This window comes from Nostoc favosum CHAB5714, assembly GCF_020829495.1.
Classification (GTDB): domain Bacteria; phylum Cyanobacteriota; class Cyanobacteriia; order Cyanobacteriales; family Nostocaceae; genus Nostoc; species Nostoc favosum.
Genome location: NZ_JAIVFQ010000057.1, coordinates 1 through 26,431, shown reverse-complemented (window position 1 = coordinate 26,431; position 26,431 = coordinate 1). Strand labels below are relative to the sequence as shown.

The 26,431-nt window shown below is 42.3% G+C and carries 22 protein-coding genes, 1 tRNA gene and 2 pseudogenes; 12 read left to right on the top strand and 13 right to left on the bottom strand.

Annotation, left to right across the window (positions count from 1 at the left end; all coding sequences use genetic code 11):
- Positions 1-14: 14 nt before the first annotated feature.
- Complete coding sequence (gene lipA, locus LC586_RS26820; protein WP_229488276.1) at positions 15-899, bottom strand: lipoyl synthase; 885 nt, start codon at positions 897-899, stop codon at positions 15-17.
- A 140-nt stretch (positions 900-1,039) separates the two neighbouring features.
- Between lipA and LC586_RS26815 the strand changes: the two genes are divergently transcribed.
- Positions 1,040-1,113: transfer RNA gene (locus tag LC586_RS26815), tRNA-Pro, on the top strand.
- Positions 1,114-1,913: 800 nt separating this feature from the next.
- Here LC586_RS26815 and LC586_RS26810 read toward each other — a convergent pair.
- The 3 genes from LC586_RS26810 to LC586_RS26800 form a co-directional block, all read right to left on the bottom strand.
- Positions 1,914-2,309, bottom strand: coding sequence for a hypothetical protein (locus LC586_RS26810; protein ID WP_229488275.1), 396 nt, complete (start codon positions 2,307-2,309; stop codon positions 1,914-1,916).
- 709 nt (positions 2,310-3,018) lie between these two features.
- Positions 3,019-3,801: an ABC transporter permease gene (locus tag LC586_RS26805; RefSeq protein ID WP_229488274.1), complete on the bottom strand. Its 783-nt coding sequence runs from the start codon at positions 3,799-3,801 to the stop codon at positions 3,019-3,021.
- Positions 3,802-3,902: 101 nt separating this feature from the next.
- A complete protein-coding gene (locus LC586_RS26800; RefSeq protein ID WP_229488273.1) occupies positions 3,903-4,457 on the bottom strand; it encodes a hypothetical protein in 555 nt (184 codons plus the stop codon).
- A gap of 131 nt (positions 4,458-4,588) precedes the next feature.
- Between LC586_RS26800 and LC586_RS26795 the strand changes: the two genes are divergently transcribed.
- Positions 4,589-5,179 carry a thioredoxin family protein gene (locus tag LC586_RS26795; RefSeq protein ID WP_229488272.1) on the top strand — a complete coding sequence of 197 codons (591 nt, stop codon included), beginning with the start codon at positions 4,589-4,591 and terminating at the stop codon, positions 5,177-5,179.
- A gap of 28 nt (positions 5,180-5,207) precedes the next feature.
- On the opposite strand, the pseudogene LC586_RS26790 reads toward LC586_RS26795, so the two are convergent.
- Positions 5,208-5,672 (bottom strand): annotated as a pseudogene (locus LC586_RS26790) (substrate-binding domain-containing protein); the annotation flags it as partial.
- A 725-nt stretch (positions 5,673-6,397) separates the two neighbouring features.
- On the opposite strand from LC586_RS26790, the gene LC586_RS26785 reads away from it, so the two are divergent.
- From LC586_RS26785 to LC586_RS26775, 3 genes are all read left to right on the top strand, one after another.
- Entirely contained in the window at positions 6,398-6,763 is a 366-nt protein-coding gene (locus LC586_RS26785) for a hypothetical protein (RefSeq protein ID WP_229488271.1), read from the top strand.
- A 74-nt stretch (positions 6,764-6,837) separates the two neighbouring features.
- Positions 6,838-7,212, top strand: a complete 375-nt coding sequence (locus tag LC586_RS26780) for a hypothetical protein (protein ID WP_229488270.1) — start codon at positions 6,838-6,840, stop codon at positions 7,210-7,212.
- Positions 7,213-8,029: 817 nt separating this feature from the next.
- On the top strand, positions 8,030-9,505 hold the full coding sequence (locus tag LC586_RS26775; protein ID WP_229488269.1) for an SIMPL domain-containing protein: 1,476 nt from the start codon (positions 8,030-8,032) through the stop codon (positions 9,503-9,505).
- Positions 9,506-10,036: 531 nt separating this feature from the next.
- Here LC586_RS26775 and LC586_RS26770 read toward each other — a convergent pair.
- From LC586_RS26770 to LC586_RS26760, 3 genes are all read right to left on the bottom strand, one after another.
- Positions 10,037-10,267 carry a DUF6737 family protein gene (locus LC586_RS26770; protein ID WP_229470137.1) on the bottom strand — a complete coding sequence of 77 codons (231 nt, stop codon included), beginning with the start codon at positions 10,265-10,267 and terminating at the stop codon, positions 10,037-10,039.
- Positions 10,268-10,810: 543 nt separating this feature from the next.
- Positions 10,811-12,847: an NAD-dependent DNA ligase LigA gene (gene ligA / locus LC586_RS26765; RefSeq protein WP_229488268.1), complete on the bottom strand. Its 2,037-nt coding sequence runs from the start codon at positions 12,845-12,847 to the stop codon at positions 10,811-10,813.
- A gap of 204 nt (positions 12,848-13,051) precedes the next feature.
- Positions 13,052-13,219, bottom strand: a complete 168-nt coding sequence (locus LC586_RS26760) for a hypothetical protein (protein ID WP_229488267.1) — start codon at positions 13,217-13,219, stop codon at positions 13,052-13,054.
- Between the two features lie 553 nt (positions 13,220-13,772).
- On the opposite strand from LC586_RS26760, the gene LC586_RS26755 reads away from it, so the two are divergent.
- The 4 genes and pseudogenes from LC586_RS26755 to LC586_RS26735 all read left to right on the top strand — a co-directional run bounded on the left by LC586_RS26755 (position 13,773) and on the right by LC586_RS26735 (position 17,166).
- Positions 13,773-14,135, top strand: coding sequence for a hypothetical protein (locus tag LC586_RS26755; protein WP_229488266.1), 363 nt, complete (start codon positions 13,773-13,775; stop codon positions 14,133-14,135).
- Between the two features lie 449 nt (positions 14,136-14,584).
- Entirely contained in the window at positions 14,585-15,028 is a 444-nt protein-coding gene (locus LC586_RS26750; protein WP_229488265.1) for an aspartyl protease family protein, read from the top strand.
- A gap of 343 nt (positions 15,029-15,371) precedes the next feature.
- A pseudogene (locus LC586_RS42775) lies at positions 15,372-15,818 on the top strand (hypothetical protein); the annotation flags it as partial.
- A gap of 253 nt (positions 15,819-16,071) precedes the next feature.
- Positions 16,072-17,166 carry a DUF3466 family protein gene (locus LC586_RS26735; RefSeq protein WP_229488263.1) on the top strand — a complete coding sequence of 365 codons (1,095 nt, stop codon included), beginning with the start codon at positions 16,072-16,074 and terminating at the stop codon, positions 17,164-17,166.
- Positions 17,167-17,672: 506 nt separating this feature from the next.
- Here the strand turns inward: LC586_RS26735 and LC586_RS26730 are convergent.
- The 4 genes from LC586_RS26730 to LC586_RS26715 form a co-directional block, all read right to left on the bottom strand.
- Positions 17,673-18,368, bottom strand: coding sequence for a class I SAM-dependent methyltransferase (locus LC586_RS26730; RefSeq protein ID WP_190728748.1), 696 nt, complete (start codon positions 18,366-18,368; stop codon positions 17,673-17,675).
- Between the two features lie 216 nt (positions 18,369-18,584).
- Positions 18,585-19,691, bottom strand: coding sequence for an iron-containing redox enzyme family protein (locus LC586_RS26725; protein ID WP_229488262.1), 1,107 nt, complete (start codon positions 19,689-19,691; stop codon positions 18,585-18,587).
- A gap of 262 nt (positions 19,692-19,953) precedes the next feature.
- The gene (locus tag LC586_RS26720; protein ID WP_229488261.1) at positions 19,954-21,792 is read right to left on the bottom strand and encodes a peptidoglycan D,D-transpeptidase FtsI family protein; all 1,839 of its coding nucleotides are present in this window, start codon (positions 21,790-21,792) and stop codon (positions 19,954-19,956) included.
- A 101-nt stretch (positions 21,793-21,893) separates the two neighbouring features.
- Positions 21,894-22,592, bottom strand: a complete 699-nt coding sequence (locus LC586_RS26715) for a hypothetical protein (protein ID WP_229488260.1) — start codon at positions 22,590-22,592, stop codon at positions 21,894-21,896.
- Between the two features lie 498 nt (positions 22,593-23,090).
- On the opposite strand from LC586_RS26715, the gene LC586_RS26710 reads away from it, so the two are divergent.
- The 3 genes from LC586_RS26710 (at position 23,091) to LC586_RS26700 (ending at position 24,958) form a co-directional block, all read left to right on the top strand.
- Positions 23,091-23,294: a hypothetical protein gene (locus LC586_RS26710; protein WP_229488259.1), complete on the top strand. Its 204-nt coding sequence runs from the start codon at positions 23,091-23,093 to the stop codon at positions 23,292-23,294.
- A gap of 547 nt (positions 23,295-23,841) precedes the next feature.
- Positions 23,842-24,174, top strand: coding sequence for a hypothetical protein (locus tag LC586_RS26705; protein ID WP_229488258.1), 333 nt, complete (start codon positions 23,842-23,844; stop codon positions 24,172-24,174).
- A 565-nt stretch (positions 24,175-24,739) separates the two neighbouring features.
- Positions 24,740-24,958 carry a hypothetical protein gene (locus tag LC586_RS26700; protein WP_109012126.1) on the top strand — a complete coding sequence of 73 codons (219 nt, stop codon included), beginning with the start codon at positions 24,740-24,742 and terminating at the stop codon, positions 24,956-24,958.
- Positions 24,959-25,000: 42 nt separating this feature from the next.
- Here the strand turns inward: LC586_RS26700 and ribD are convergent, their stop codons facing one another.
- Complete coding sequence (gene ribD, locus LC586_RS26695; RefSeq protein WP_229488257.1) at positions 25,001-26,215, bottom strand: bifunctional diaminohydroxyphosphoribosylaminopyrimidine deaminase/5-amino-6-(5-phosphoribosylamino)uracil reductase RibD; 1,215 nt, start codon at positions 26,213-26,215, stop codon at positions 25,001-25,003.
- Positions 26,216-26,431 lie beyond the last annotated feature (216 nt).

The window sequence follows — 26,431 nt, the reverse complement described above, 5'->3', positions numbered from 1 at the left end:
ATAACTCCTAATTCCTAACTCCTAACTTTTGAGCGGGGATAACGTTCCATTAATTCCCTGACTTGTTCGGCATGGTATGAGCTTCTTGTCAATGGTGAAGAAACAACTTGTAAAAATCCGATTTCTTCGCCGAATGCCTTCCAAGCAGCAAATTGTTCTGGATTAATAAATTCATTTACTTGCAAGTGTTTTTGACTGGGTTGGAGGTATTGCCCAATTGTCAAAATGTCGCAATCTACGGTTCGCAAGTCTTGCATGACCTGGCGAATTTCCACATCAGTTTCACCGAGTCCAACCATGATACCAGATTTAGTATATGTGCTCTTGAGAACTTGGCGAGAGCGGTGCAATAATTCTAAAGTGCGATCGTAGTTTCCTTGGGGACGCACCCGGCGATACAGGCGTGGAACAGTTTCCGTATTGTGGTTTAATACCTCTGGCGCAGCTTGTAGAATCAACTCTAGAGCATTCCAATTACCGCACAAGTCAGGAATTAGTACCTCAATTGTGGTGTTGGGTGAAACAGTGCGAACCGCATTAATACACGCTATAAACTGAGACGCACCACCATCTGCCAGATCATCTCGGTTTACAGAAGTGATCACAACATGGTTAAGTTTCATGCGGCGAACAGCTTCTGCTAGTCGTGCAGGTTCCGTGGGGTCTAGTGGTTTGGGTTTTTTCTCAAAATCAATATCGCAGTAGGGACAAGCGCGTGTACAAGCCGGGCCCATAATCAAAAACGTGGCAGTACCGGCATTGAAGCATTCACCAATATTAGGACAGGACGCTTCCTCACAAACTGTATTGAGGGCTAAATCCCGCAAAATGTCTTTAACGTTACCGATGCGCTCACGCCCAGGTGCTTTTACCCGCAACCAGTCTGGTTTTACAGTCACAATCCGCTTTTACCACTAGAGTTATACAAATTCAATCGTAGCAAGCAAAGCCTTGGATGAAGTGATCATATATATATAGATGTAATTCTGTCATTTGGCACGGGTTGTGATATTCTTAATTTACAATGGCATTTTTATGCCGGGATGTGGCGCAGCTTGGTAGCGCACTTCGTTCGGGACGAAGGGGCCGCTGGTTCGAATCCAGTCATCCCGATTTGTTGTTGTCGAATAACTCATTATTTGTCGTCGTTAACAAATTAATGTCGTGATTAACGAATTAATATCGCTGTTAACAAATGAATGTCATCAAAGTTGCTCTTGCAACCGTTAACAAATTAATGTCGCCGACTGTCTTTTTTGGGGCTGGTTCAAAAAAATCAGCATCAAGTCGCCACTATAAGGAGTAACCCCCAACCCTTGTACAGACTGGTGTATAGATATTTCCCATGAGAGTAAAAAATCTAATTGCGTTTTTGCGACACAACCATAAAAACAGCCCACCTCCAATTACTACAAGTGGGCTGTTGTTTTAAACAAAACTTCAAGTTAAGTGTTGCGGCTCATATTAAATAATTCGTAATTCGTAATTCGTAATTCGTAATTCGTAATACTTCGGCTACGCTCAGTACAAGTTCGTAAATTTTGTTTTGTAATGGGGATTTAACCCCAACACAAAACTTGCTTTTTTATTGAACCGGGGGACTTAAACCCACGGAACTAGTTAAAATTAGGCTAAATATTAACGAATGATTGGAAGTACTTTACTAAAAAATCAAGGCTATTCCATTCTAAAATGCCACATTTTATACTTACGGGTTAATTATTACAAAATGGGCATTTTTCAGGGTTAGGTTAGTTGCTAAATTATTGTTTTTCACAAAAGATTCGTAAAAACTATCCCAAAAAAAGAATGAAATAGCTCTGGGAAGAAGGGGAAACGCTACGCGTAGCAAGATCCTTGCAGGGAAGTGGTGAAACCGCAAGGGCGCAGTGGCTCCCCAACCTACGCCAATTTTAGAATTCAGACCCTGATGGCGCGCTGGCAAGAGTGAGAACTCCAGTAGTATTAAGAACTATTGTATTATTTCCCTGCCGACGAAAACTTACGAAGTCATCTGAAGCAAGTCTCCGTGATAATCTCGGTTGAAATGCGGTTCTTGAAGAATTATATAAAATATATTCTCCATCATAATCACCAATTTCTCCAGGTTGTAAAACTTGGCGTTCTGCCAGTACGGACGCTCCAAAATTATAAAAAGCTCTCGTCTCACCTGAATCATTGATAACTTGAAAACCTCCAGTAATTTCAGAGGCTTCGTCGGAGCTTAATTCAGATAATGAACCGTCATCAAGGTCATCAAATCTAATAGAAAAAGAATCTTTTTCTGTTTGAGAAGTTGTTTTCAGCATTAGGGGGTTCCAAAAAATACTTCACTTAATAAAACATAATTCAGTAGCCAGAACTCAGAATTGAATTCTGTTGTAACTGGTGGATAAATAAACGGGTTTAAGCCCCCCACCAAAATAAAAATTTGGTGCCTTAGTAGAAAGTGACGTTTTGAATCCTCTACTAATTGATTCTGAATTCTGAATTCTGAATTTTGTATTATTATTGAGGATTGTGCCAAACTATAATAATTTTGTCAAGCACCTTAAAACTATTTAATAAATCTCTAAAAATAATAATATATACGGCTGGAAATCGCTTCTATATAAGCAAAATCGGCCTCCGCGCACTAATGCGAAAATAGGGTTTTTAATTTTATTTGATGAGAGTATTTTGAGAAATTTTACACGCTGCTTTAACTAATTCTGGCGAGAATCCAGCAGCCTGCCAAAGCAATTATCGTTTTTCTCTGCGCCTCTGTGTAAGATTATTTCATATCTGACTTTAAATATTGATTATTACAATATTCTTTCGTAGCTGTGACAGAAAAATAATCCTGTTGATTTCCAACAATCGGGTAAATGTCGCATCCCATGTAAAAAAGCTATATACTTTATTCTGTAAGACTTATAGCTATTTTATATAAACGACAATAATTAGTTATTCGACATTAGATGTTAACTTTATGTTGCTCCAACATTGAGCAAGATACTGCCTTGTCTACGCTTCTCTCTAACTCGAAGCACTGGTATAAAACCTCAACGCAAATCGCCAAAACCAAGTGGAAGCGAAAAACAACGCTACTGCTAATATTGCCGCACCTATCAACCAGCTAATTTCACTCCGGCCCAGTAGCGCTTGGGCTGGTACAGTAGTTAAAAACGCTACTGGCATCACAAAGGTGAAGAAAAAGCGGTAAGCAGTAGGATATGCGGCGATGGGATATCGTCCAGCTTCCAACAAACCACGTAAGACTTCGGTAACGTTGTATATTTTGACGAACCAGATGCTCATCGCTCCCAGCATAAACCACAGGCTGTACAGAATCACAAAGCTGAACAATAACGGCAGCACACCAAGTAGATAGTCGTCTATCCCTACACCGAGGCGTTTACCTGCGTAGCCAATAATAATACTACCAAAAATTATATCCGGCAGTCCCCAAGGTGAAAGGGTATGGGTGGAAAGCCAAAACTGACTGCGGATAGGTTTTAATAATATAAAGTCTAAAGTGCCTTCTTGGACATGGCGGACAATGCGATTCAAGTTCGACGCCAGAAAAGTAGCAGAAAATCCTTGTAGTAAGGTAAAAATTCCTAGAACTACTAAAGCTGCTTCCCATGACCAGCCACTAAAAGTATAACCAGTCCGGTAAAACAAGAATAATCCAAAGAGGCTACCCGCGAGATTTCCCAAGCTGCTGAGGGTAGCTATGAAAAAGTTAATCCGATACTCTAACTCAGCTGCGATCGCAGCACTCCAAAATAGTCTTAGTACTTTCAAATATCTTTGCATCTTGCACCCTTAACCCAAAATGTATCATCTGTAATCTGTAACTAGATTTCCAAAGATTACACAATAACTTTACGTAAATTTAATATTACTGACGTACAGAATTAGTTAATCGCAGAATTAGCCATTTTTACCAAAGAAGTGCGATCGCCTGCTTTTATACCAACAACATATTGCACACCCTGCTGTCTCCAAGTCAAGGTAGCATCTGAGCAATTAGCACCACAAGTAAAATCCACAAAATACCCAGTGATGCCCTTAGCTAAGGATACAGGTTTCCCAGTCAGGCGGGGTGTTTTGCGGGTTACGGCTTCAGCATAAACAACGCCCAAACGACAGGCAGTTCCACCAGTACAGTCGGGAGTAAAACCCAGTAAAATTTCGTACTTTTTTTGCGTAGCAGCTTCTATAATCGCGTAAATTGGATTTTCCCCATCCGACTCAGGAATAAACTTCGGCAATAGAATACGAATCTGAGTCTTCTGCTTTAATTTGGGCAAAATAGATTTAAAAACTGGGTTTGACGGGGTTTTACTCTGCTGTGCTATGAATTGAGACTGTTTATTTACAGTAGCTATGGCTGACGTGTGAAAGCTGCCAACGCTGACTAATAAAAATACGGCACACACAGCACTGGTATTTTTGAAGCTTAAAATCATCCTTTAAAACCTATTTCATCTAAAGTATTTATTTGTAATACCCATTTTGAAGATTAAATTACGTATTTAAGAGCGGCTGGAGTCAGCTAAACTGAAGAAGAAATTGCTTAATAAGTTTTAATAATTTTGTTATGAGTACTGATTCACCTGTTAATTCTCCCGATAAGTCTGAATCCAACTTAGGGAAACGTTTGAGAAACTTTTTAATTGTAATGGTAGCGATCGCTCTTAGCGTTGCCCTTGTCTTAGGATTGCGAACTGAAACAACCTCGGCAACTCTAGCCAAGTTAAGTGATACGTCCACACCGTTAGATGTAGCAATCAGCAACGGCAAACCATCTCTAGTAGAGTTTTATGCTGATTGGTGTACTGTCTGCCAGAAAATGGCACCAGATATCACTCAACTAGAAACAGAGTATGCTGACAAAATGAATTTTGTGATGCTGAATGTGGATAATACCAAGTGGCTACCAGAGATGTTGAAATATCGGGTAGATGGGATTCCCCATTTTGTATTTTTGAGTCAGCAAGGGGAAACCATCGCCCAAGCGATCGGTGATCAACCCCGGACGATTATGGCTAGCAACTTAGAAGCTTTAGTTACTGGTTCGTCTCTCCCTTATGCTCAAGCTAGTGGGAAAGTTTCCAAATTTTCAGCCCCAGTAGCACCAACTGCTAATCAAGATGACCCCCGCAGTCATGGCAGCCAAGTGGTAAATTAGCACTTTGGAGGCATGGGGCAGGAGAACGTCAACTACCTAATCCCCAGAGAGGACTGGTCGCTACAACTTCCCCGATTTTGCTTGTGTCATAGCTGCCGAGAACTTCAAATTGCGAGTGAACCAGCCGATGTCCTAAAGTACTGAGCAACTGCTGTACTGGCGCTTCTTCCAGATATTCTTTGAGAATCACTAAGTCATATCGTGACTGATGCAGAGGAATAAATCCTAGCCCAAAGGTAGTAGCTACAGATGCCGTACTGATACCTGCATCGGCAGCCCCCAATGCTACTACTTGGGCAACATCTTGGTGGCTTTGAACAATACAGTCAAAGCCTTGGACAGCATGGAATGGCACTTGCTCCTGTTGAAGTGTTTGTTCCAAAAGTAAACGACTACCGGAACCTGGTTCACGGTTGACAATAGTTCCTCCCGCTTGCACTAAGTCGGCAACTGTTCTGATTCCCATCGGATTACCAGACTGTACCATCAGTCCCAATACACTTGGGTTAAGCATTTTTTCTCTTCTCTCTGTTTCCTCTGCGCCTCTGCGGTAGCCTGCGGCAAGCCGATGCAGCGTCTACGTTAAAAATTTGACTTTGATGAAGAGTTTTAGCCTTAACCCAAGCGTATTGCCATCAGTCCCTCTTCCCAAAATCCGAGCGTAATCACAACTGCTTCTTTTCCAGAAAGAACATCACGGACAAAGTTTCAAAAAGCCGTAGCGGATTTAACTCGCATCTACCAAGGCAAAAGCACATCTTTGAATGTATAGCATTTTTCCTCAAAGATATTTTGTGCGATGGCGTACCCGCCCTTTCCGGTGGCGATCGCACCCTTGATTCCCTCTAAAACCAGAATATCATAAATATAGCCAGTTTTCTTGCAACGGGCAAAAATTTCTGCTCTGATTCATCTGCCACTTGCACAAGAGTTATTCTGGCTGCTTAATTCTTTTTTTAGTAACTTCGCTTTATACCAATTAATTTGGTTGAAAGCAGCGATTGATACAGTTTTAGTAATCGGTTTCAGCTTTGATGCTTGATAGGAAAGTAACAAAAGCCGTAGAAAACTTACCAACAAATTCTGCCGCATGGGTAAATTTTACCCCAACTAAAAATTGTTAATTTTACTCAAATAAAAATGCACACAGCATTAGCAATGCTGCGTCCTCTTTACTGTGCAGAAATGAGATGAAATATAGTTATTAGCACAATAACAATGGAGAGAGTAATGATTACCGAAGAAGACTTAGCCCAACAATTTACTCTGATTATTGAGCAAGCTCACCCAAGAGCATGGAAATTACTACAGTACTGCTATATAAAAGTGCTAAATTCTAAATCAAAAGGAGCATGTATACTTCATGCCAAATATATAAGGATTTACTGTCCTGACAGACTGATTGCTGCTGTAGTAGCAGAAAAAAATTTACTGATAGAAGTGGCAGAATATCTGGGTCTAGTTGAAGTTGTTTGCGTGAATGCTACAAATTTGTTACACGATACCAAATCGCAGATTAAGAAGATTTATCCTAAATTGTGGTTAGATTTGCAGTGGATTGTTACGCAAAAGCAAGAATTATGAAAATTGGAATTTTGGATAATATTAATCCTGCTAAATTCTCAGGTTGTTAATTTCTTAAAAGGTACAAAAATATTATGATTAAGCCCTACCTATCTCCAGATGATTTGCCTTCCCATCTGACAATTCAGTTGAGTGAAATCCTGTTCAGACAACTCGAAGAAGCAACGAAAAAAAACTTTTTCTTAGCGAGCGATCGCATCACACGCATTTTGTTGTCAAGTTGCCATTGGTATTTCAAAATTAATAGTGGGATTCTGATGTTAATTATGATTTGCCCTGATATAGAAAGTTATCAGAACATCATGAGAACTATTCCCCAATTCACCGATATGTTAAAAAGATTTACTAACAGAGGTCGAATTACTGTTAGCCCTCCAGCTGACAAAGGTATACCGTGGGTACTCAGCATAGATGAAATCTTGCCTGAAGAAGACTCACCCACTACCTGATAAATATATTATCTTAGGACTTACGCACTGTACAAATGCATTTGTACAGTGCATTAACGAGCTTGAGGAAGTTTTCAGGCTTTTCTTAATTATCCTGCGATCGGAAATAGACCATGCTGTAGGGGCACAGCATTGCTCATAGGTGTCAACTTAACGTAAAACCCTTGCAATGACGTTATATCAAGTCCACTCAATTACTAATTAAGCCACTAATTAAGCCGTCGGAACCCCACCCCGCTTTTGTCTAACGACAAAATCTCCCCTCCCCGTGAACGGGGAGGGGATTAAGGGGTGGGGTAAAATGACTGTGGAATGAAGCTCTCTGACTTAAGTTGATACCAATGAGCATTGCTGTGCCCTTACGAAAGATATGGTTTTTAACCTTGACTCATATTTGGTATTTTTTGTCAATATGTAAGTTCTATATCTATCCAAAATAACTCACTTGGTTTGGGCGTACCAGATAGAAATAGTGACTTAATTGCTACAATTGTGACCCTCTTAAGTTCGACGAATTTGTTATGCAATATTAAGTCACAGATGACCTTAAAAGATTGCATTCACTACTGCTGACATGTCAACACTGCGTTTTCTACCGCCTTTTTTAGCTGCTAGAATTAGTCCCGATTAACAATTCCCACTGCTATTAAGTCAAGTTACTTGGGTATGATGGATTCATGGCTCTCGTAACGTTGTCATACTTAAGTATTTTTATCTACTGACAGGATACCGTTAAGTGGGCTTTCTTACTTTTCAGACATCCTCTAAGATTAAAACGTCAACAGATTTCAAACATCATTCAAGCAAGGAGAATAAGATGGCTAACACAGATAATCAAACTCTTGTGATTATCGCTCCTCTGACTGGTAGCACTAATCCAAACACTGCTCCTGCTCAGATATTGGAAGTTACTGGTCAAGGAGAGGTCACCGTTCCCACTACTTTAACTGAGGTGCAATTGGGGATTCAAGTACAGGGAAAAACCTCAACCGAAGTTCAAGAAGAAGTTGCTCAACGTTCAGCAGCGGTAGTTGATGTGCTGCAAAAGCTTGGGGCGCAAGAACTTCAAACTATATCTATTCAACTAAATCCCGTCTATAGCTTTGAAGATAATACTCAAACCCTAATCGGCTTTAGAGGACTTAACACACTTCAGTTTGAGTTACCAACGGATCAAGCTGGGGCAGCAATTGACACAGCTATCCAAGCAGGTGCGAATCTAATACAGGATATAAGCTTCACTGCCTCAGACGAAGCATTGCAGCAGGCACGCCTCCAGGTTCTTAGCGAAGCTGTTAAAGACGCCCAAGCTCAGGCTGGGGCTGTTTTTAGTACCTTGCAGTTAACCCCCGGAAAGATTATTGACATTGATATTAACTCAGCTAGCAATCCTAGCTCATCTCCTTTGGTGTTTGAAGCAGTAGGTAGGGCGGCTTTTGCAGCAGATACTACAACTCCTATAATTGGTAGTCCTCAGACGATAGAAGCTAGTGTTTCTCTAGATATCGCTTATTCTCCAAATTCAGCAGGCACTCTCACTTCGGCTACTGATAATCTCACAGGTGCGATTAAGCAGGCTCTTGCGATCATCGATCCCCTGACTGGTAGCACTAATCCAAACACTCCTCAGATATTGGAAGTTACTGGTCAAGGAAAGGTCAGCGTTCCCACTACTTTAACTGAGGTGCAATTGGGGATTCAAGTACAGGGAGAAACCGCAACCGAAGTTCAAGAAGAAGTTGCTCAACGTTCAGCAGCGGTAGTTGATGTGCTGCAAAAGCTTGGGGCGCAAGAACTTCAAACTATATCTATTCAACTAAATCCCGTCTATAGCTTTGAAGATAATACTCAAACCCTAATCGGCTTTGAAGGACTTAACACACTTCAGTTTGAGTTACCAACGGATCAAGCTGGGGCAGCAATTGACACAGCTATCCAAGCAGGTGCGAATCTAATACAGGATATAAGCTTCACTGCCTCAGACGAAGCATTGCAGCAGGCACGCCTCCAGGTTCTTAGCGAAGCTGTTAAAGACGCCCAAGCTCAGGCTGGGGCTGTTTTTAGTACCTTGCAGTTAACCCCCGGAAAGATTATTGACATTGATATTGACTCAGCTAGCAATCCTAGCCCATCTCCTTTGGTGTTTAATCTAGCAGCAGATAAAGCTTTTGCAGCAGGTAGTACAACTCCTATAATTGGTGGTACTCAGACGATAGAAGCTAGTGTTTCTCTAGATATCGCTTATTCTCCAACTTCAGCAGGTACTCTCGATCTAGCTCTTTATGGATTCTAGTGATCTGCTTAGGAACGTGAATTAAATAAAATACAAAACTTCATCAATTATCTAGCTTCCCTCTCCAATATATCGGCTACGGTGTACACACAAGTCGTGAAATTCCACCTGACGCTTGGTTTTGCCCTCTAGCTTTGGGCTGTTGGATTACTCCCGAAAGCGCGTCATTGCGAACGCGAGTGCGTCTCGTAGAGAGGAGGAACGACGAACGCAAGTGCGTGTCGCAGACAAGCAATCGCTTTAATCACGGGATTATGCGATTACTTCGTTCCGCTATCGCTGCACTCGTAATGACAATTTAAAGGGTCTAAAAAGCTTGAAACCCTTGCAGATAGTACTTGTGTGTACACCGTAGTTTACTAAGGGGAGGGATTGAGGGTGAGGTAAGCCAAGAACATAAATTGTATGTTATTTAATTCTTATTCCTTAATCAGGACTTACGCAACTGTCACAAGCAATGGTGCGGTGTAGTCGCACCGCCTTCCAAACAACTAGGTGATAACATGGGAATATTCGGACGTTTTACTCGAATTAGTCCTTATACGACTCCAAAATCCCACTGCGAATCATTAGTTGTGGCCAAAACAACACAAAAAATCCCATCCACGTTACTACAGGGATGGAGACGAGAACTGTTAGCCAGATAGTTTTAAATAGTAACCAGCTACCACTAATCAGTGTTACACCTGTGAGAACTATAGACCAGGGCTGACACCACCAAGGTTTGTAGTTCCAAGGGCTTACGGGCTTTTGTTCAGACATTGATTTTATTTAATAAAGCTCCAAATTTTCCTTTAACAATTTTTAGGGTAAATGATCTACTAGGGTTCCAGAGTCGAAAGCGTTGGCTTTGCCAGCCGCAGGCACCGCTATCAATATTATCAAGGTATTGGTAAAATTCGTGAGAAATATAACAGTGCAATCCAGATTAATTCTGGTTATCGTCCACCTACTTAGGACTAGCCCTTTCAAGGTGGCCAACGAAGATACATACGTTGTTTCAGTGCAACCATCTTGAATCCTCCGCTCAGATATTGGGCTTTTTGAAGGTTGAAATAACCAATTCTCGTTCTAAATTTCACCACCTTGAAAGGGCTACTACTTAGGACTTACGCATTGACAAGAAATACCAAATATGGAGCAAGGTTAAAAACCATATCTTTCGTAAGGGCACAGCAAAAGCTTAGCCCCTACAGCATGGTCTATTTACGATCGCAGGATAATTAAGAAAAGCCTGAAAACTTCCTAAGCCAAGCGTGATAAACGTTAACAATTAATGAGTGTGACGAGTTGGCCAGATATGCATCAATCCTCAAGCATCTCCAACAACTGCGGCTCGCTTAATTGCGTAATTCCCAAGGAAAGCGCTTTTTCTAATTTAGAACCGGCATCTTCTCCTACTACCAAATAATCTGTTTTTTTACTCACTGATTCAGTCACTTTCCCACCAGCTTTTTGAATCAAAGCTTTCGCTTCATCTCGCTTTAAGGTGGGCAATGTTCCCGTAATTACAAAAGTTTTACCTGCGAACTTTTGATTACCATCCCCAACTGTTTTTGTTTCTTCTGTGGCAGCTAATTGCAATCCTTCTGCTTGTAAGCGTTCTATTAACTTTTGGTTGGCATCAATCCGAAACCACTGGTACACAGATTGGGCAATTTCAGCACCGATACCGTAAATTCCTTCAATATCTGATTGCTTTGCTGTCGCTAACTGCTCTACAGTGAAATATTTCTGAGTCAACAATTGGGCATTCACGCTGCCAACGTGACGGATGCCTAAACCATACAATACCCTTGACCAAGGTTGGTTTTTTGATTGAGCGATCGCATCCACTAATTTCTCTGCCGACTTTTCCCCCATCCTTTCTAATGCACACAATTTGCTTTCTGTCAACTCATACAAATCGGCAACGGAATGCACCAAACCTTTATCAACGAGTTGATGCACCAGCTTTTCCCCCAAACCTTTAATATCCAACGCATCACGACTTACCCAATGTTCAATGGAACCTTTGAGAATCGCTGCACAAGAAGCATTGACGCAGCGAGTCACCGCCTCACCTAATTCTCGCACCACTGGTTGACCACAGACAGGGCAATGGGTGGGCATAACGAAAGGTTCAGTGTCAGAGGGACGGAGTTCTTTTAGTACCCTCAGCACTTCTGGGATGATTTCCCCAGCTTTGCGGACGATGACAGTATCACCAATGCGAATGTCTAATTGAGTAATGCGATCGCTGTTATGTAAAGTCGCGCGAGAAACTGTTGTCCCCGCCAGTTGCACCGGGCGCATCTCGGCTAACGGCGTTAACGCCCCCGTTCGTCCGACATTCACAGCAATATTTTCTACACGAGTGGGTGCTTCTTCGGCTGGGTACTTCAAAGCGATCGCCCAGCGAGGGAATTTCTGCGTAAACCCTAGCTGTTCTTGAAGTTTAAAAGAACTCAGCTTTACTACTACCCCATCAGTCATATAGGGTAAATTCAGCCGTTCCGTATCCCAGTATTCATAATATTTTGCCACTTCTGCGATCGAGGCACACAGTTTATGGTTGGGGTTGACTCGAAAACCCATCTTTTCTAATAACTCCAATGCTTCCCATTGGGTATTGGCAATACTGGCGTCATCTCTACCAGGAATGTGCAAGGTGTAGCCAAAGAAATCTAACCGCCGTTTAGCGACAATGCGCGAGTCTAGTTGCCTGAGTGTACCAGCTGCGGCATTACGAGGATTGGCAAATAATTGCTCACCTGCTTTTTGTCTTTCCTGGTTAATTTGTTTAAATACTTCCAACGGTAAAAACGCCTCGCCGCGTACTTCCACCCTTTCCAGAATTTCTAACCCTTCAAAATTCAAACGCAAGGGAATTGAGCGAATTGTCCGTACATTTTGGGTGATATCTTCACCCGTCACCCCATCACCCCTAGTTGCACCCCTTACTAGAATGCCATTTTGATAGGTAAGAGCCAAAGCAGAACCATCAATTTTGAGTTCACTGACATATTCCACCGAGTCTATTTTCGGTACTTGTCGCCGCCAACGCTGATCCCAGGCTTGCAATTCATCGATATTAAATGCATTCTCCAGACTGTACAGGGGGATATTATGCCGCACCGAGGTAAACTGGGTTGCTGGCCTTTCACCCACGCGTACAGTCGGACTATCGGGAGTCGCCAATTCTGGATACTGAATTTCCAGTTGTTGCAATTCTCGATATAGCTGGTCATAGACTGCATCCTCCATAATTGGAGCATCTAAAACGTAATAAGCATAGCTAGCTTGTTGCAATAACTGGCGAAGTTCTTCTGTACGTTTTACTTCCGGCTTAATCTGGATCATTAGACTTATTACAAAATACCTAGCGAACAGAATAGCCTGCATGAGCAGGCTTTGTTTAGGTAGCCGTGACTTATATAGCAGTCCTAAATCATTCGTGAAAATTATATCTCTCTTTCTTCTTTCTTTCCTTTGCGTCCTTGGCGTCCTTCTCTTACGAGACGCTGCGCGAAGGCGGTTCGTTTCCTAATCTATATTTTTCACAACTCAAATAGGATTGCTATAGTCGTTTGGGTAGGTAAATACTGCTTTTGTTGTGATTTGGCGAACTTTTTTTCTTGTGTAATGATCATAGTTGACTCCAATTGTAGGGGTTAAATGAAAGGCGATCGCCCTCGGCCAAGAGTCTGCGTAGGCGTAGCCCGTCGTAGACATCGCCTTTCTTATTTCAACTTATAGTAATATTTTATACTCATCAATAGTTATTTAAGTATTTTTACATAGGTTTAGGCGTGAAGATGTCATTAGTCATTTGTCCTTTGTAATCACAACTGACCAAGGACGACCATAACAAAAATTTTCACAACTCAAATAAGATTGCTATAAGTTCCTATATTGAATTCGGGTAGTCGTTTATTGAATTCGGGTAGTCGTTTATTGAATTCGGGTAGTCGTTTATTGAATTCGGGTAGTCGTTTATTGAATTCGGGTAGTCGTTTATTGAATTCGGGTAGTCGTTTATTGAATTCGGGCAGCCGTTTATTGAATTCGGGTAGTCGTTTATTGAATTCGGGCAGCCGTTTATTGAATTCGGGCAACCTACAAGAATTTACGCAAAAGCATTTTAAATATTTGTAGTAAATAAGTCAATTTATACTGAATAATGCGGGTGTCAAATAACCCTAATTCTGTTTATCCTAGTGCTGTACAGTCTAGGGTAGAAGTCAGTTTTTATCCTGGCGCATTATTAATAACAGAAAGGTGATTTATGTCACGTCTAAAACGCGGGTCTAAAGTAATTGATAGAGCGCAGCGTCGGATTGCGGCTTTGAAATCGATCAGTCCCAGCTTAGACTTAGGGAATGGGGTAACAATTGACGCCTTTGCAACCCTTATCAAAACAACACAAGATAAATTGGAAGCTTATAACTCAAGCCTTTCCACCGTGGATATGACTCAGGAAGCCTTAGAAGTTACCGAAAAGTCGCTGATGCAACTAACAGAACACATGTTACTCAGTGTAGCTGCAAAGTATGGCAAAAATAGCGATGAGTACAAAATGGCGGGGGGCGTTCGTCGAAGCGATCGCAAGCGTCCGGTGCGAAAGCTTAAGCAAGAGGCTGTTGCTTGATAAATCTGGGTTTTACCCTACCCTAACCCTCACGCCACTTGCTCCACTTGGGGAAACCCCAAGACCGCAGTGGCTCCCCGATGCATTGGGGAGCCACTGCGTTGGGCGGGCAATGCCCGACTTGAAGCAAGTGGCGTGAGGGAACTGGATTTCCTGTTTCCCCCCAATATATCGGGGGGATTAAGGGTAGGGTGTTGACTCTGTACCTTTTTGGGGGGTAAAAATTCATGCAAAATTTATGTAGTCATTGCGAGCGGAGCGAAGCAATCCCAGGCGATTGCTTCGCTTCGCTCGCAATGACAGGAGAGATATTTTTTACTCTCACAAAAATAGCATGAACCGAAAATCACCAAATTTCATCAAAGTCAACAGCCTAGATTAAGGGGGGTAATAATTCAATTAAAATCACAACATACCACTTTTCAAACATCCTCTTATAGGAAATTGATATGACAAATAGCAAAAGTGAAAAAATGGGCAAAGTAACTACCACAATCACTATTACTAACCAAATTGACCAAACTCTCGCAGAAAGAGGATTTATTCCCACAGAACAAATACGCTCAATTACTTTACATGATGTTTTAGTTGACACAGGTGCAACAAGGCTGTGCTTGCCTAAAAATATTATTCTTGATTTGGGATTGCCTCTGCAAGGAGAAGTAGATGTAAAAATAGCTACAGGAATACAAAAAGCTCGGATTTTTAAAATGTTGAATCTTTCAGTTGAGGGAAGAGAAGGAACATTCAATTGTATTGAATTACCAGAAGGTTCAGATCCGTTATTGGGATTAATACCTTTAGAAGATTTAGGATTAGAACCCGATTTACAAAATCAGAAATTGCGAGTTTTGCCAGTGGAAGGAAAAGATACTTATTTAATGGTTTTGTAATGGAAATTGTACAGAGTGCCAGTAACGCCTTCTAGTTGCTTTGTTTAGTGATTTTAGCAATAGACATTATCATTCTTGTAAGAATTGCACTCGCGTTCGCTTCTCTTCTTAGGCTGCGCCAACGCTCGCAATGACTGTAATTAATTTTGCGTAGTTACTTATTGGCACAGGTGCGATCGCCAGCCTTGTTTTCTGGATTATTCTAACCAAAATACTACCTTGGCTTCGTCGTTAAATTCAGCCGCGTCACAAACAATTCTCCATCAAAAGCAGCAATTCGGAATCAGCAACTAAACCGCAGGCAATACAAACCCGCTTGGCTTTACGCATCACAACTCGTAAACCTTATGATTTTATACTTAGTGGCAATGAACGCACATATACAGATTTAGTCACAGCATCAGGTTTAGAAGAAATTGTTAAATATGCACAAGCCGTTGGTATTCATAAAAATTTGCTGGTTCCTAGAGACAACAGTGGTAATACAGTTCAGTTAAGCCTAAAACTCAACTCTACGTAGGTTGGGTTGAGGAATAAAACCCAACACTTCCGTGACTTTGTTGGGTTTCACTTCGTTCTACCCAACCTACAATTTTCTTAAGTGAACTGTATTGACAACAGTGGTAAATTGCGATCGCCAACATCTTTAGTCATCGATGCTCATGCGGCTGGTTTGCTGGTTCATGTCTGGACTTTCCGCAATGAAGACTGCTTTTTGCCACTGGACTTTCAAGGAAATCCCCAAGGCGAATATGAACTATTTTTTAGCTTAGGGACTTCCAAGAAATAAATTATCCAAATTAAACGAACCACTCCAGACGCAGAGAACACAGAGAGAAGAAATAGAGAGGGTTTTTGCATCAGTAGTTTTGGGACATTTTTTTATTTGGAAGTCCCTTAGGTGTTGATGGCGTATTTAGCGACTACCCAGATACGGCAGGTTTTCACTCTACTGTTCAGTGGTAATTTAGTAGGGTAATAAAAAATTACGGAAAAGTCACATGCTTTTACTTAAGTGGAAATTCTGTATAACAGCAATAACCTTGACCGCAATCAGTTTTACTGCATCCAAGTCGGCATTGGCGGCATCTCTATACTCAGTTACTGACTTAGGCAGTCTTACAGGAGAAGCCTTCAGTTTCGCTACAGACATCAATGACTCAGGTGAAGTAGCCATTAATTCTTTGGCGAGTTCTTTTTTTTACAGCAATGGTTCACTTAAAAAAATTAGTCCGTTGCCTGGCGATAATCAACTTTCAGTAACTGGTATCAATAACTTGGGGCAAGTAGTTGGTAATTCGGTTGGTAGTAATAACTTTAGTGGAAATAACCCTTTCCTATACAGCAATGGCATCACCCAACCCCTCCCTATCCAAAACGCTATTCCTTATGCCATTAACGATCGCACCCAAATAGTAGGGGGAGCGGCCGGACTTGGCCCTTTTTTATATAGTGATGGTATAGCAACCAGCATCGGAACTCCTGGTAATGTTGCCTACGGTTTAAATAACTTGGGACAAGTAGTAGGCTTTCTCAGTTCAAACACAGGTTTTCTGTACGAAAACGGCCAAACTACTAATTTGGGAACTTTGCCAGTTTACCAGTACAGCGTAGCAAATGATATTAATGACTTAGGACAAGTGGTAGGTAGTTCTGGACTCACTGGAGTAGATGATGGTCGTGCTTTTCTGTACAGTTCCAGCACGGGAATCCAAGACCTCGGTAGGTTACGTCCTACAGATTTGTTCAGTTTTGGTGTAGGGATCAATAATTTAGGTCAAGCAGTCGGGTTTTCTGGCACTAATAGTAACTTTTTTGCACCAGATGGCAATGGTTTGCGGGCTTTTCTTTATAGTGATAACACTCTGTACGACTTAAATGACCTGATTGCTCCTGGTTCAGACGCTGGTTTTACCTTGACAGCAGCATCTGCCATTAATAATAATGGACAAATTGTCGGTCGTGGTGCAGTTAATGGTGAATTACGCGCCTTCCTCTTGACGCCAACCTCATCTGTCTCTGTAGCTGAACCAACTTCAGGCTTTCCTATTTTGTCGTTCGGTACTGTTGTAATTCTATTTGCAGCACTCAAGTGCAAACGTAACTCTAGCAGTGCAGCCATACAACAAAGAAGCTAATTAATAACTTCAGGTAAACAAAGCGATTACTTGAGAATACGGTTTGATTTAATCTGTATTTACTAATTTAGGGTACGTTAGTACGCCATCACTAACGCACCCTACGAGATTAAAGTTCCGTTCCTTAGCGTTTTTTGAACGCTTGCTTATTCAGACTCCAGAAACCTCTAGATACTCTGGAATTTCTTTTTGGGGAAGTAAGCGTACCTATGCAGATTCTGACTTTTCACGGTATCTGGAAAACCTCTCTTCTATTTCTCTCTTCCTTTAAGGAGAGAGACTTTAAATTTTCCCCCTTCCCTCTCTTCGAGACGCTGCGCGAACGTAGGGAAGGGGGTTAGGGGGTTAGGTCAATCGTTAGCTTTTCCACATAACGTGAAAAGTCAGATGCAGATTTAGTGACTGCATCATGTTTAAGGCATATTACTAAATATATACATAGGCAGTTGACATTTATAAAAATTTGCTAGTTCCTAGAGACAGCACTGGTAAGTTGTTCTCAATTTTCACAAGCTAGTCATAACCTGAGCCAATTGATTAGATAAATCAACTACAGAATCCTGGCATTTGTTAAATAAAACGCCAGCTAAAAAATAATAATCGCCAGAATAAAATGCCATGTTGTTTTTTCGGAGTTCTTCTATGTGGTTTTTTACCTTGGGATCAGAGCTATAGTAGCCGAACTGTAAAGGTAACACCATGAAATTTTGAACACAATATCCATTTTCTTTGGCTAGGTTCAGCGTACTTGTTGGATTAGAAAAACTAGATATTAAAACCAACACATTTTCATAACCTAACGATAAAAGATCGTTGGTAACTGTGGCTCCATCTACGCCCCCAAATAAGAGTGGCATATAAATATCGTTATCTGGTGCAGGGAGATAGGGCGGATTGGCTACAAGATACTCGGCATCGGGTTGAGAAGAATTAAACAAAGATGAATTATGGATTATGTATTTATTAGTGAGATTATATTCATCGATAGTTGAATTTGCGACTTTCCATGCAGAGGTATTTAATTCAAATCCTTGGATTACGCCATCAAAGTTGTTTCTTAATAAGGAATTAATTACAGGGCTGCCATCTCCTGAGCCAAACTCCACAATAGATTCGTAATTTTTACAGTTTCTGAGAACAAAATTTTCTAAACAGTTTGAGTAAAAATTAGATTCTTCAGGGCAAAAAAAGATATCTTTCATTTGACTGCACTTCAATGTGTAAGGTATAATCAATGTGATAGGAGGTTATTTAATACTTTAATCTCAAGGTAATAAATAACCCTTCCTTTAGTAAAGAAGTCCTCACTAAAGAAATTGGATTGTAGATAGATTAGGGATACAATGATTTAGAAATGTGAAATTATAAACGTCAGAAAAAATCTGCCATTTTCTAATTTTTTAGATTTCTTAGATGAGTCAGGCGGATTGTTTTGCTTCACGTATTGACCGCACAACAGCAGCACCAGCGCGATCGCCCATTAGTTTCTCCTGGTCATACCCAAGCACTAATTCCCAGGCATCATTGGGATATCGTTCTGCCAAAGGCAAAGCCACATCATCCAACATCCAACGGCCGTGACGCTCATCTTCCCTGATGTGCAGTTCCCAATAACCCATCGCCGCCTCTGACAGTCCCAGTCGTTGCGCCGCCGTCAGATAGTTTTTATAAGCCGCAGGCCCAGCCACCTCAAAATATGTCAACGCGCCACTGTAACGTAGGAAATAGCGTTTGCGATCGGTGGTCAGAAAGTTATGATTAGCGCAAGCTAGGACTTCCCAAGGGACTAAATCGAAGTATCCTTCTGGTTCAGTGTTCATCCCAAACTCAGCCAGCATTTGAGCAAAAAATGTAGAGTGCTTGCGGGATAAACGACCATTGCCGTATTCTTCTAGTAATACTCGCACCAGCGTACACTGCATTTCATTAGCAGCACCACCCAATACGTAGCAAAGACGACTACCTTCAACTAAGCCATCAAAGGAGCCGATCGCTAGCAGGTGACGATAGCCAGATTCAGTCATTTCCTCCCGAATGTAGCGACTACTTTCAGATAAAGGCGGATTTAAATCGGCAGATGCACGCTCAATTAAAGCTTGTTTTACATCCAACTGTTGCAGTGCAGCCACATCGATTTGTGCCAGTTCCCACTGTTGCCAAGCAGCTTCAATTTGGTCACGATATGAGTACAAGTAAAGCGATCGCTCATTGGTATAGTGCCGCAAATCGTCGTACCAAAAAAGCTTTAGCCGATTAATTCGATAAAGTATCCGCTGGAGAAAACGGTAAGCCTGTTCATCAGAGCGATCGTTTTTATAAGCGGCGTCAATTGCCATAGAGAGCGTCTGTTCAAACTCACTAGCTATTTCGGGTTCTACATCCAGTTGATTGTCCAAATCCTCCATTGCTAGCAGTTCTATAAATTGCTCCTCAGCACGGTCGTACTTGGTAATTGTTCTTTCTTCTGTTTGCGTACTCTTTTTCGCAGCCCCAGCGTTAGGAAATATAACTAAATTGCTTTGCATGGAATCTTCGGTAGCATTGGAAAAGTGAGAAATTAATTTAACTTCTAATACTTAACTTCCCACACGAGTAGCTTTCTGCACCTCTTTCCTTGGTTATATATAGAGAAAGATTGACTCTAGAGGAACAAAAAAAAGGGGCATTAGGCATTAGTTATTCTTTCTTCCCCTGCTCCCCCTGCTCCCCCTGCTCCCCCTGCTCCCCCTGCTCCCCCTGCCTCCCCTGCCTCCCCTGCCTCCCTGCCCTCTGCCCCCTGCCCCCTGCCTACGGCGCTTCCTTCTGCTGCTCAATCGCCTTACTTGGCGGAATCTCCTCAAGAGGAATGAGTGCTTCGATTACCGACTTCACAATTGGGGCGGCGACAGTAGAACCATAAGCACTTTCTCCTTTTGGTTCATCCACCAGTGCGAACACTACATACCGAGGAGATTCTACTGGCAAAATAGCCACGAAGCTGGTCATTCTAGCACCCTTGATATATCCACCATTCGGACTAGCTTTTTGGGCTGTACCAGTTTTACCAGCAATGCGATATCCCGGAATTTGTGACGCCTTCCCACTGCCTTCATTAACAACAGTTTCCATCATTTCCACAACATTTTGGGCTGTTGCGGCTGAGAAAATTTGGCGGGGGATGGTGTGAGTGGGTGAATCATGCATTTGCCCTTTGCTATCAATCAGCCCTCGAACTACATGGGGTGTAACTAACTTACCGCCATTGGCTAAAGCACCGTGCATTTGCACTAGCTGTAACGGTGTCATAGAAAAGCCTTGCCCAAAGGAAGTAGTAGCTGGTTCAATTGGCGAAGCGATAAATTCTTCTTGACTTTTGAGCCGTCCGCCAACTTCAAAAGGTAAATCTGTATCAACTTTTTGTCCTAGCCCCAAGCGTTCTAGCCAGTTGTAGTAGATTGAAGGCTTTAAGCGTTGGATAATTTGCACCATGCCAATGTTGCTGGAATATTGCAAAATCTGAGCGATGCTGATTCGCCCATTCCCATTATTCATCGCATTTTTGATGGTGTAATTAGCTACTCGAATAGAACCGGAGTCATTAAACATATCATCTGGTTTGATGACGCCATTTTCCAGAGCGATCGCTACATTCAAAGGTTTAAAAGTCGATCCCGGTTCATAAAGATCCGCCACCGTCCAGTTTTTAAATAGCGAGATATTAGCTTTAGAGTATTCATTAGGGTTATAAGTAGGCTGAGAAACAAGGGCGAGTAAGGAACCATCTAATGCATCCATCACAATTACTGCCCCACGTTTGGCGTCAAACTTCTCCATCTGTTGTTTGAGCGCAACGCGGGCAATTCGTTGCAGACGGCTATCAATAGTGAGTTGCAGTCGCAAATCATCAAAATGCAAAAAACCTTCAGGGGCATGATCCGGCATTAAGGCCCCATTACCCGACCGACTGAGCCGCACCGTTTGCACAGGACGTTCTAGCAACTTCTCTTGAGAGTATTCCACACCTGCTTGACCACGGCGGTCAACATTCACGTAGCCCACCACGTCAGAAACCAAATCGTCTGGCGGATAATATCGGGAGTATTTTTCAGCCCACTCTAAGCCATTTAAGCGCAAAGAGATGACGCGATCGATAATTTCTTCCGGGAGGGCTGGGGCAAGTATAATTCCGCTTCTTTTGCTTTGAAAAGTTTTTACCAATTCAGCAGTATCTTTTGCCAATATTGGGGCAAGTCGCCCTGCCATCTCTTCATTAGACTTATCAAACAGCTTGGGATGAGCGTACAAAGTATATACAGGACGGTCAATGGCCAACAGATTACTATTGCGATCTACCACCGGGCGACGGGGCATAAAAGGTCGCAAATTCACCATTTGCTGGTTTCGCGCCTGCTCTGTTAACTTTGGCCCCTTGACAATTTGTAAGTTATACAATTTGACACCCAACCCCAATCCTGCTGCCATTAATATGCCCCATACTATGAACATTCGAGACTTGGTGCTGGATGTTTGGTCTTGGATATTAGAGGCAAATGTCCCCAACAATCCTCCTTTAGAACCCTTCTGTCGCCTTTTAAATGCTGAATTTTGAAACTTTCTGAATTTTGTTCCGCTTGGTAACTTCTGCATTGGGTTCGTGCTTTGTCATTTGTCTTTTGTCATTTGCCACAAGTCTGAGTCCTAATGACTTTCTGAATTACGAATTACGAATTACAAATTACGAATTACGATTAGTATCCCAGTGGCGAGAGTGTTTGCTGTTGCGTTTCAGAATTTGGCGTTGTGTTAGACGATGCTGGCTTAGGACTATGAGATGCTGGAGGCAAGAAAATCATCCCTTGAGGAGTCGGCGATACCAGCCCTGCTGTTGGTTGTTCTGCTTCCTGGGCAAATTTATTTGTCAGCGTCGCGTTGGTTGTCGTTAGTAGCCGCTCATGACGTTGGAGGTTTTGCAGTCTGCGATATGACTTACTCCAAAGCTCTTGCGAATATACCGTCCACCCATAAACAGCAAGTGTTGATGCTACTAACAAGAACGCCAAAACTGTCGAATAACGGTGAAAGGTGTACAAGCGCAGCAACCACAAAGGTGCTGCTCCAGAATTAGGCATTGTGGGAAAACGAAGAAAATCTACCCCCGGAGTTTTCTGGTTTGCACTCGACTGCTCATTGAGATTTAGCACTTGTTGTCTAGCCACCTCTTTCACCGATTCGGGCGTAACTGCCTTATTTGTCGGAGAAACCGCTAGATTTTTCGAGGAACGCTGTCGTCTTTGAGATGATACTGGTGCAGCTTGGGCAGGGGGTGCCGAAGCGCTTTGTGCTGCTGATTCTATACGTGCAGAACGTCGCCTCCCTAAAGAAAGGATAGAATCTCGCCGGAACCAAGTACCCCTTGTAGAAACAGCAGATTTACGAGCAACTACCATAAATTTTTTTAGATGGGAAATACTGTACTTTAGATTGATTGTCTTAAGTGTCTCTTTTTGCTTAGTTAAAATCGCCTTCTGTGCAACAAGCACACATAACAGACTACACCCTTTTAACTGTTCTGATAGATAGCTATACCAATTGCATCCTCTAGATATTGCAATTTTGCAATCAGCGATTAGCAACTGGACAGCTTGCCCTTTAGATATCGCACCTAAAGTATGCCAATGCTGGGCAGGAAGGTGCAATACTCCGGGAAAAAATAAATTTTTTGCTATGATACCTTGGTTTGCTAGAAAATTTGCTAATTTCCGTTTTGCTCCTGAGTTAAGAGAAACTAATCAGATGGCTGTATGATACCTAATCCGAAAAACAACACCCCAAAGGATTGTTTTTTTTAGTATGTAATCTCGTAGCATTTAAAAAAAAGCAATAAATACGGTATCGTATTGAACAGGCGAAAAATTGTTCTAGCCACAATTGGTGAAAGAGGAGTTATGAAAACAAAAATCTTTGGTTTGGCTGTAATCTTAAGTTTGGCTACAATTCTCGGAGCCTGTGAAGGCGGTGGTGATGCTGGTGGTGGCGGTACTACTAGTACCCCAGCTGCTACAGGTGAACCAACTGATGCACCTGCTGCTACTCCCGCAGTTACTCCCGCTATTACTCCCGCAGCTAGTCCCACTGCTACTCCTAGATAAGGCATCAATCAGCTTTAGTTTAAATTATGCCCAAAACAACTTAGCAAGAACGCTCGTCACCAGATAGCTTGAATTACATTAGGTTCACGTAAAAACCTGTATTTTTCTCTTGGTGTATCAGAGCCTAGAGTTTGCTCGAATATCAGCTAAGTAGGGCAGCAAGTATAGGACACTGGTGATGAGGATTACCTCCTCAACCATGTGTCCGCCTAAAATCCTCGCCTGACCGAACTTTATTCCAAGTCCAAGGGAGTTGAGTTCTGTAAATCTAAGCCATCTTGTGGGCAAAGTACTTCCCTGGTTTGGTGTTTGCAATGGCTTAGACTCCTGAGTTTTCAGAGGGCAAAACAATTCATCGCGATCGCTGGCAATTGCTCTTGGGCATTCCCTGTAGTCTATTCCGTATCAGAAGAGACCTGGTGATGCCCCTTGATATTGCCAGATTTTTATTGGGAAAATTTTTAAGTTTGGGCATTGGGCATTGGGCATTGGGCATGGGACGCAAAAAAACAGATTTTCATTCTGCGTTGTGAACGCAGTTCAGGAGATGGGGAGAGTTAAAGCGATAAAGGCAATAAAATTATTGAGCTTAATTGTGATTAGTGGAACCTTTTTTGTGTTAAGTAGCTCTTGGCGATCGCCGCTAATAGCATTACCACCACCAGAGGATACACCAGAAGAAATATTACGCACTAAGATGATCATAGAAGCGCGATCGCCCATTGATGGAAAATCCCTAACAGCTGCCGAATATATTCAATTACAAGCGCAGCTCCAACTTGCCCCGCCCCCAAAACTAGACCCCAAAATTCGAGAACAGATTTTCTTACTTCGTATACGTAAAACCTTACTCCAGTTTTTCCCATTTTTAAATTTTTGATAAATTCGTCATTAGTCATTAGTCATTAGTCATTAGTCATTAGTCATTAGTCATTAGTCATTAGTCATTAGTCATTAGTCATTAGTCATTAGTCATTAGTCATTAGTCATTAGTCATTAGTCATTAGTCATTAGTTAAATGATGAGTCTTAACTAATCCCCAATCCCCAATCCCCAGTCCCCAATTCCCAATGCCCAATGCCCAATTCCCAATGCCCAATGCCCATTTTCAAATTAGTCATTAGTCATTAGTCATTAGTTAAATGATGAGTCTTAACTAATCCCCAATCCCCAATCCCCAGTCCCCAATTCCCAATGCCCAATGCCCAATGCCCAATTCCCAATTCCCAATGCCCAATGCCCAATGCCCAATGCCCAATGCCCAATGCCCAATGCCCAATGCCCATTTTCAAAACTAAGTTTCAAATTCTTAATCTTCATAAAGTTATAAATACCATTATTAACTTTTTAATAATACTTGTCTCAGCTTCTACATGCATGTCGTAAAGTGCGATCGTAATTGTGTAATCTAAAGACAGCGAAGCTAATTATTCAATTGAGGTCTGATGACTCCTACAATCATGCGTCAGCTTTGGTCAGTGGTTGAAACTGCCCAAGCCAAGCTCCTCTTACAACTGGATGATGCTAGCTTGGTGCAGTGGTTAGTAAAACAAACCGAAACACAAGTGTTGTTAGATTCTAACGAAACTGATTATCTGTGCCACTACATTCAATCTCGGCTAGCCCTTATACGTGATATTGCCCATGAACGTCAGTGTTCATGATAGAAAAATCACGATGAATTGATTGATAGTCAAGTGTTATTACTATTGACTATTGGCTTTTTTGGGAAAATAACCTTCCACTAAGCAGTCAGAGCCGACTACACGCCAACGAACACGTTCTAAAGACAACGCCTCAGTCATGGTAGTAAAACCTAAATCGCCCACAGGCGTGGGAGCAATGCTACCACCAATGATTTTCGGGGCAATAAATGCCAAAACTTTTTGTACTGCTCCTTGAGCGATCGCACTAGCAGCTAAGGTTCCACCACATTCCCACAAGACGCTACAAAAACCGCGCTCATATAAGTACGCCATTGCCTTATCTGGTGTAAGTGATGTTAATTCCACCACCTCCACCCCCTGCTTGAGCAACAGTTCTTGGAAGTCGGGATTAGCACCCTTCTCTGTCAACACCAAAGTAGGAGCATCCGCAGTTTGCCACAGATGGGCATTTTCCGGTAAGTTGAGATGGCGACTCATTACCACCCGCAGGGGTTTATGTGCCTCTACCTGACGAGTGGTTAAATAAGGATTATCTTGTCGGACTGTATTACCGCCGACAATTATTGCATCGCAAGCCGCCCGCAACTGATGTACTTCACTGCGGGCTTCTTGGCTTGTTACCCAGGCGCTGTGACCAGAGGTAGTAGCAATTTTGCCGTCTAAAGTCATGGCATATTTTAAAATTCCTAAAGGTCGTTTGTAGAGAATGCGATGCACAAAAGCTTCATTTAGCTGATGACAAGCTTCTTCTTCTACTCCTACCAACACCTCGATCCCCGCCGCACGTAAACGGGCAATACCACCTCCAGCTACCAGGGGATTGGGATCAACCATACCCACCACCACTTTTGCCACCCCTGCTTGGATCAATCCTTCAGAACAAGGGGGAGTACGCCCATAGTGATTGCAAGGTTCTAGGCTGACATAGATTGTTGCACCACGAGCGCGATCCCCTGCTGCCCTCAAGGCAAACACTTCTGCATGAGGCTCACCTGCACGAGGATGAAACCCTTCGCCTACAATCTCGCCATCCTTGACAATCACCGCTCCCACTAGCGGATTTGGCGAAGTCCGTCCTAAAGCGCGGCGAGCAAGTTCCAAACACCGCAGCATCATGCGAGAGTCAAAGTCACTTCCGATCTTTTCCTTTGGTGGTGAATTCAATCCAACTGCTGACTCCACTAGATGTATATTTTCCTGAGTGTAATTTGCTAAGGATGCATCTGCTTGAGCGACTACTGGGGAATTATCCATAATTTTAGGCAACACTGTAAATATTCTGCACGCGATCGCACAGACTTTCCACAGGAGAATCGCGCTTTGCTCCTGATAATTAAACAGAGGTGAACTACCCCAACTTACCGAGTACGGTTGAAGTTGGGGCTTCTGTAATCATAGGGGAGTGCCTAAACTTAGACTTTCGCCCAAGAGCAGGACTTACCTCCCCTCCTACAGCAGAGACGGCTGAAC